Origin of the sequence: Chitinophaga ginsengisoli (assembly GCF_003014595.1) — a bacterium.
In the GTDB taxonomy this organism is placed as follows: Bacteria; Bacteroidota; Bacteroidia; order Chitinophagales; family Chitinophagaceae; genus Chitinophaga; species Chitinophaga ginsengisoli.
Genome location: NZ_PYGK01000006.1, coordinates 489,914 through 497,156, shown reverse-complemented (window position 1 = coordinate 497,156; position 7,243 = coordinate 489,914). Strand labels below are relative to the sequence as shown.

At 45.0% G+C, this 7,243-nt stretch carries 5 protein-coding genes; all 5 read right to left on the bottom strand.

The annotated features are described in order from the left end of the window. On the bottom strand, positions 1-2,322 hold a 2,322-nt coding region (locus CLV42_RS17680; protein ID WP_170117552.1), incomplete at its 3' end, for an AMP-binding protein. A gap of 46 nt (positions 2,323-2,368) precedes the next feature. Next, on the bottom strand, positions 2,369-2,959 hold the full coding sequence (locus tag CLV42_RS17675) for a hypothetical protein (RefSeq protein ID WP_106603246.1): 591 nt from the start codon (positions 2,957-2,959) through the stop codon (positions 2,369-2,371). A gap of 2 nt (positions 2,960-2,961) precedes the next feature. Continuing rightward, positions 2,962-3,681, bottom strand: a complete 720-nt coding sequence (locus CLV42_RS17670) for a thioesterase II family protein (RefSeq protein ID WP_106603245.1) — start codon at positions 3,679-3,681, stop codon at positions 2,962-2,964. Between the two features lie 9 nt (positions 3,682-3,690). After that, entirely contained in the window at positions 3,691-5,343 is a 1,653-nt protein-coding gene (locus tag CLV42_RS17665; RefSeq protein WP_106603244.1) for an ATP-binding cassette domain-containing protein, read from the bottom strand. Positions 5,344-5,364: 21 nt separating this feature from the next. Then, entirely contained in the window at positions 5,365-7,242 is a 1,878-nt protein-coding gene (asnB, locus tag CLV42_RS17660; protein ID WP_106603243.1) for an asparagine synthase (glutamine-hydrolyzing), read from the bottom strand. Position 7,243 lies beyond the last annotated feature (1 nt).

Here is a 7,243-nt window from a genome sequence, read left to right as displayed (position 1 = left end):
AAACACGAAATAGTATTCAGTAGCAGATAATTTGAAAAGTGTTACCCGCAATAAAGGGCCATGGTAAAGGTCAAATTCAGCTGACGCCTGCACCAAGGCGGCCTCTTTTGCAGCAGATAATGGTGCTACTTCACCGCTCAGATCCACCACGTTTACTTTGAAGCCAATTTCATCAGCTGTTAATACCCGTTGACATACTTCTCCATCCTGTATAACAAATACAGTGCGAAGCGATTCATGACGGGATACGATATTTGTAAACGCATGTGTAAAGGCTTCAGCGGAAAGATGGCCCTGTATATAAGCGCCACTGGCGATATTAGCTGCCACACTCGCTCCTTCCAGCTGACAGAAATTCCAGAAACGTCGTTGTCCGTAAGACAACCTGTATAATGAATGCGCCGCTGTTACCGGGATAGTATTCGCTTCGCTATGTTCCTTCCCTAACAGATACCGTTGTAGCGAACTTATTGTATGATGCTCAAACACCTCTCTTACTGTCAGTTCAAAGCCGGCTGCTCTCAGTCTGGAAACAAGCTTCACTGCTTCCAGGCTGTTCAATCCATTCCGGAAGAAGTCTTCGTCGGGATCGCCGGAAACACTGAATACCTCCTGTATGAGCGCCCTTACTGTATCTGCGTCTACCTGGTAATATGCTTTGTCCAGCATGGCCAAAGCCTCCTGCTGACTATCATAATCACCATGTTCAAACTGTTGTACCAGCAGATAGTGCTGCACCTTGCCACTCGTAGTACGGGGTACACTTTTCACCATTACAATCTTATCCGGCACGATGCCCAGTTTGCCCAACAGCTGTGCTCTCAACTGTATTACCAGCGGATGGAACTCCTGTACTGATCTGCGGAAATGTACGAACAGCACTAATTCATGTTTATCGCTGCCAGCTGGCAATGCCTGACAAGCAACGATGTCTCCCGGTTTAATACCGGGTATCTGCGCATGATGCTCTATATCCTGAGGGTAATAATTCTGCCCGTTAATGATGATAATATTCTTGGCTCTCCCCGTTATGTACAACTTTCCTCCGCTGATAAAACCAAGGTCCCCGGTTTTTAGCCAGCCATTTTCAATAGCCCGGCTACTTGCTTCCGGATTGTTATAGTAGCCAGCAGTCACATTATCTCCATTGATCCATATGTTACCGATATGATCATCTTCTAACAATGCTCCCTGATCATTTACAATAGCAATACTGGTTGAACGCATCGGGTAGCCTACACAGGCAAAGTACAACCTGTCCGGTACATACCTCACACGATCACCTGTCTGCAGATAGTTCCTATCCAGTGATACAAACTGCAAAGGATCTCCCGGTGTAGGTAACGTCACGGCTACACAGGCCTCTGCCAGCCCATAGCCGGGGAACATGGTATGCTCCCTTAATCCGAAGCGACTCATTACCCGCATGAACTCTTCACAGAGCAACTTATTGATAGGCTCTGCACCATTGTAGATGATCCTCACCGCCGCCAGATCCCAGGTGGGTCTATCAATACCAGATAATGCCGCAAGCATATACTGATAACCGAAATTCGGTGAATATAATTGGGTGATCCTGTGTTGATGGGCTTTCTCCATCCACAACAGCGGCCGCCTGATGAAAAGCGGCGTTGCTATCAGGTATTGCCTGATGCCAGCAATCACACAGGACAGATGGAAACATATCAGCCCCATATCATGCGTCAGCGGTAACCAGCTTAGAGCGCTATCAACACCAGTTGTGCCGGAACGCTCCCGGATATCGCTGATATTGGCCAGCAGGTTTCCATGCGTTAGCATAACACCTTTGGGCTGAGAGGTCGAACCGGAAGAAAACTGTATATACGCGATATCATCCGGTGCTGCTGGCAACCACGTGCCGCTGCCTTCCTGCGCAGTCAATGAGTCAACAGCTATGTGCCGTTTGCTCATCTCCTCCCATGCTGCTAGACAGTTCTTCTCTTCCGCATACCTGCGGGCTGGCGTGCTCCAGTCATCCTCACTTAGCAGAAAAGGATGGTGTAGCGTACTCCACACATTAAACAGCTTATCCTTATGCCCTTCCTGACTCCCCATAGCAATGGGAACAGGAATGATCTTCCCGTACAGACAAGCCCAGAAAACCGTCAGAAAAAGCGCATTGTCTTCTATCTGCATAACCAGCTCGTCACCAGGGTTTACTCCCTGCAACGTGAGATTATACAGCACATGCAATGCATTCTTCCTCAGATCATCGTAGGACAGGTATCGTTCCTTATCTGAAGCCAGAATAAAGGTGATACCAGTAGTTCCTTCTGCCGCCTGCTGAAGTATATTAACCAAAGTATTACAACGCTCCTGTATCATGAACACAAATGGAGATTCCTTTTTATTTCCCTACGTTTACCAGCAGCATATCAGGACCCTGCTGATTACCTGTGGAATTCAGTAACAATGGAAAATCGGGGTTATCAAGTATCCAGAATGCTTCCTTGCCATCCTGGCTGGTTACATAGAGGGATTTCACCTTCTTATTATTAATCTTAATCTGCGAAGCCGTGGGTGTTGGTTTCAACACATAGGTCGTTCCACCATATATCGCCTTTTTATTCTTCACCAGCTCTTTATAGAACTTCTGCGAATAGAAGAACAATGTCTGGTCTTTACTCACATGTCTTTCCTCACCCGGATTCAGATTGTCCCAGTTAAGACTACTACCGTCTTTTGTGCCTTCCGGGGTTACCAGGCATTTCCCCTGTATGGTCTTTTTTCCATTGATGACCTTATACAGAAAACCGACGCCGGTCTTATCCTTATACAATACTGTAATCAGGAAGTCTACGCTGCTGCCATCAGGCGCTTTGGCTGCATATTTCAGCACGTCGCCCTTTTTGACATTTATCTGGCCATTGGCGTTTACCTGGGCATTTGCGGAGAAAAAGCCCATCAGACATAAAAGAAGAATACTTAGATAGCGCATAACTATATGGTGTTTTTTAAAGAAAATCCAGCGTAAACGTTTCGTACGATCAGGCTGGCGATTGCAGTGGTGTGTTCGAGAATAAAGAAATGACCTCCGGGATATTCACGGAGTACTATCGGGAAGCTTGTCTCCCGCTGCCAGGCTTCTGCCTGCTCGCGGCTGATCTTGTCAGACAAACCATTGAAAACAGTAACCGGTATATTAAATGGCTCGCAAGCCTCGTATTCATATGTTTCCACCGCTTCAAAATCTGCGCGGAGTATTGGTTCATACAGTTCCAGTATTTCCTCGCTGTTCAATATTTCATCAGTGGTACCACCCAGAGAACGTAGTTTCTCTATGAATTGTGGCCTCGGTAATTGATGGTAATCCGGCATATCCCGCCTCATGGAGGGGGCCCTGCTACCGCTGATAAACAGGTGAACCGGCAACGGTAATTGCTCATCCCTGATCTTCTTCGTTAAAAGATAGGTCAGCAGTCCTCCCATACTATGCCCATATATGGCATAAGGCTCCTGCAATTTCCCTGCTAGTTGTCTGAAAAGGTCCTCACACAAAGCATCCAGGCGCTTTAATAAGGGTTCACCATACCGGGTGCCTCTTCCCGGATAATCCAGCGGAACGGTCGTTAAGGAACTTCCTATTGCTTTTTCAAGTGGCAGGAATGAATAGCGGTTTCCACCAGCAAAGGGTATACAAAACAGATTAACATTTACCATAATGATGGGTTAATTTTCAACAACCTTACCAGCATACACCGGACTATCGCTTACAATCTTTCCATAGTTGAACTTGATGATCCGTGTCGCGCAATCATAATAGTCATCATCGTGGGTAATTGCTATGATGGTCTTTCCTTTCTCTTTCAGTAACGGTAAAATCTGCTGGTAGAAGTATCTCCTGAAACGCGGATCCTGTTCGGCAGCCCATTCATCGAGAATAATGACTTCCTTATTTTCCAGCAAGGCGTAAATAAGTGCAAGACGTTTTTGTTGCCCTTTGGAATATTTCTTACCCAGGGTCTTCTGCTCTCCATCAAACTTCAGGATCTTGCCCATATCCATCAGCTCAATATATTCTGACAACTGTTCATTGGCGGCGGTTAACTCAAAACCATCATAGTTGTCATTGAATAAATAATTGGTAGTAAATACAGCGCTCATGCTGTCACTGTAATTTACATAATTCTCATCGTTAATCTCATGGTCATTCAGGTAAATCTTACCTGAATAAGGCCGGTAGAGGCCAGACAGCAGATAACCAAATGTGCTCTTGCCACTACCATTTCCTCCTGTTACAAATACGATCTCTCCACGCTGAATGGCAAGATTAAAAGGCTCCAGGTGAAATCCCTGTTCCTTTCCCTTATCATAACGGTAGCTTACACCTTCAAAGCGTATGTTATCAAATGGCTCATCCGCCAGGTCAACGGTTGTGGCGGTATGGCTGTCCAGCGCATCCAGCATACTGTCAAATACGTTCAATCGCTGCACAGATATCTTAACCGCAGTATAGGTGGGTACCAATGTCAATAAGATAGCAATCGGTCCTATAAGATACAAAATAGTGATCAGAAATGCAGCCGTCTTTGCTATATCCAGATGAAACATTACTGGCAGCACAAACATCGTGATCCCCATTACAATATACCAGCTGTAGCTGCCTATCAGTTCATTGTCCATATACTTCACGGATGTACCTATGGATATATTCCGCCCGGCCTCTCTATTCTTTATCAGGAAATTATCGAATATGGAAAGATTCCTGACGATACTCATCTTCAATTCCTTAAAACCGTGCAGCAGGTCTTCCAGATGTTTATAATATACATTCTGCAAATCGCGCTGCCTGTTCAGATCAGCTTCAATAGACCTGTTGCGCACAATATAGAATACCAACAGTGCTGCCATCACCAGCAACACAAACGCAGCGCCCAGGGGAGCTATCCAGAACAGGTATCCAAAACAGCATAGGATCACCACAAAAGCATTAAAAGCATTCATAAACACTTCCGGTGCATGTGCCAGTATTTTTGTGTCATTGATTGCTGTATATACTTTCTCATTCCCAAGTGCTTCAAAATCTTCATAAGCGGCGTGACGCAACTTGCTTAGTATCGTCAATTCAAAATCAAACAGTATATTATTGGTCAGCCGGATCATGTAGGCCTGAAAATACCTTGAGCAGATTAAAGAGGTCACTACAATTGCAATGAATACTGCCCAGTTATGCTCGGGAAATACCGGAAACGGTTTACCTGCAATAGTGCTGTTGATAAACATCAGTAAACCTCCGTTCAGCAAACTATTAAACACACCCAGTACTACTACATACCCGATCGCTTGTTTCGACTTCTTTATCAGTGTATCGAGAAAACTCATAAGAATAGTTTTAATAGAGGTCTATAAAGAGGGAACTTCAAATACCTCAGAGAAGATGTTGAACGTTAGTATAATGATAAGCAGGTCCATATCATACGGCGGAGTGAGAATGAAGTCCTTATGCGTATACATGGCTTTCAAGCGCTCTACGGTATCCGGATTGAAATAGCCTTTTCTTTTAATATAGTCGTAAGACAACAGATCGTTCACCCACTCATTGTTATTCTTTAATAACTGCGGACTACCAGGAGCAACAAATCCAAACTTCTCGCGGTCAATAATTTCTCTTGGCACATATTTATCTGCCAGCCGTTTAAGAATATACTTCTCCTTCATATTCTTCAGCATCAGCCCTGGTGGTATCTGCCGCACAAATTCCACCAGTGGGACATCCAGGAAGGGATAACGGCCTTCTACGTTATTGGCCAGCGTCATTCTGTCTCCATGGTCTGCAATCAGGTGTCCTGCCAGTCTTAATTTAAAGTCCACATAAGAACGTTGGTGGAAAATATGCCTGTTCTGTAAACGTTTATGTGCTACTGCCGGTTTCCGCAAGCAGTCAAACTGATTATACACATCATTGACGCCCGTGGAATACAGCGCTTCTTTTGTGCTTTTAAATTCGTACTCATTCTTCTCATAGATAAAATCTTCATTCCCCCACAGCGTTTTCCTCACCTGGTCTTCCATCAGGTAATCCAGGTCTTTCACCACTCCATTCTTCGCCCGCTGGTAGTCAAACTTATAACCTGCATAACCTCCAAACAGCTCATCAGCGCCTTCTCCGGACAGGATTACTTTAATCTGCTGATCTTTTGCTTTCCCCGACAATGCCAGTGAACAAACATTATACGTTTCTTTCAATGGGGCTTCGGAGAAATATACCACCTGTTTCAACTTATTATCCAGGTCTTTCCAGTTGAACTCCACTTCATGATGCATGGATCCGATATGTTCACTCATGAGCCGCTGGTAGCGCTGTTCATTGATTTCCTTATTGTCGGGTGAACCGGAAAAGCAGATTGAAAAAGAACTAAAGTCCCTTCCATTTTTCAGGCTACGCATAGTAGCGCCGATAATAGACGAGTCTAATCCTCCGCTCAGATAGAAGCCTACCGGTACATCGGCATGCATACGATACCTGACAGATTGTTGTAGCAACTCATCCAGCTGCTCTATATAATAAGACTCTGTTTTCTCTTCGTAAACATGTGCTTCTTCCGGATATTCAAGATCCCAGTATTCATGCAGTTCCAGTTTACCGTTGCCGAACAGTCCATAATATCCCGGCTGTAAACTCCGTATGTGTTTAAACATAGTTACAGGCGCTATATTCGCCGGAAAAGAAAACACCTGGTCAAGTCCACCAAGGTCAACCTCTCTGGGCATACCGGGGAATTCCAGCAGGGCCTTCATTTCTGATCCAAAGAGGAATACATGTTCCTGCTGACTATAAAACAAGGGGCAAATGCCGAAATGATCCCTGGCAAAGAATAGTGTCTGTTTTTGTTTGTCATACAAGGCAAAAGCAAACTGTCCGTTCAGCATATTCAGAAACCCGGTTCCATATTCCCTGTACAGATGCAGGATCACTTCCACATCGCATGCAGAGCGGAAAAGGTGTCCCTTTGCCTGCAGACCGGCCCTTAACTCTTTATAGTTATAGATCTCTCCATTACAGATCATCACTATGTTATCATCGGCACTAAAAAAAGGTTGCTGTCCATGTGCAAGATCAATAATACTCAGCCGGCGAAAACCAAACCCGACATGTCCATCTGCATAACTGGTGGCATCATCCGGGCCGCGGTGTTCCATCTTACCAGCCATTTGCCTTAATATGTTCTCGTCAACGGTCTGCTGCCTGTTATTGTAAATAATCCCGGTTATACCGCACATA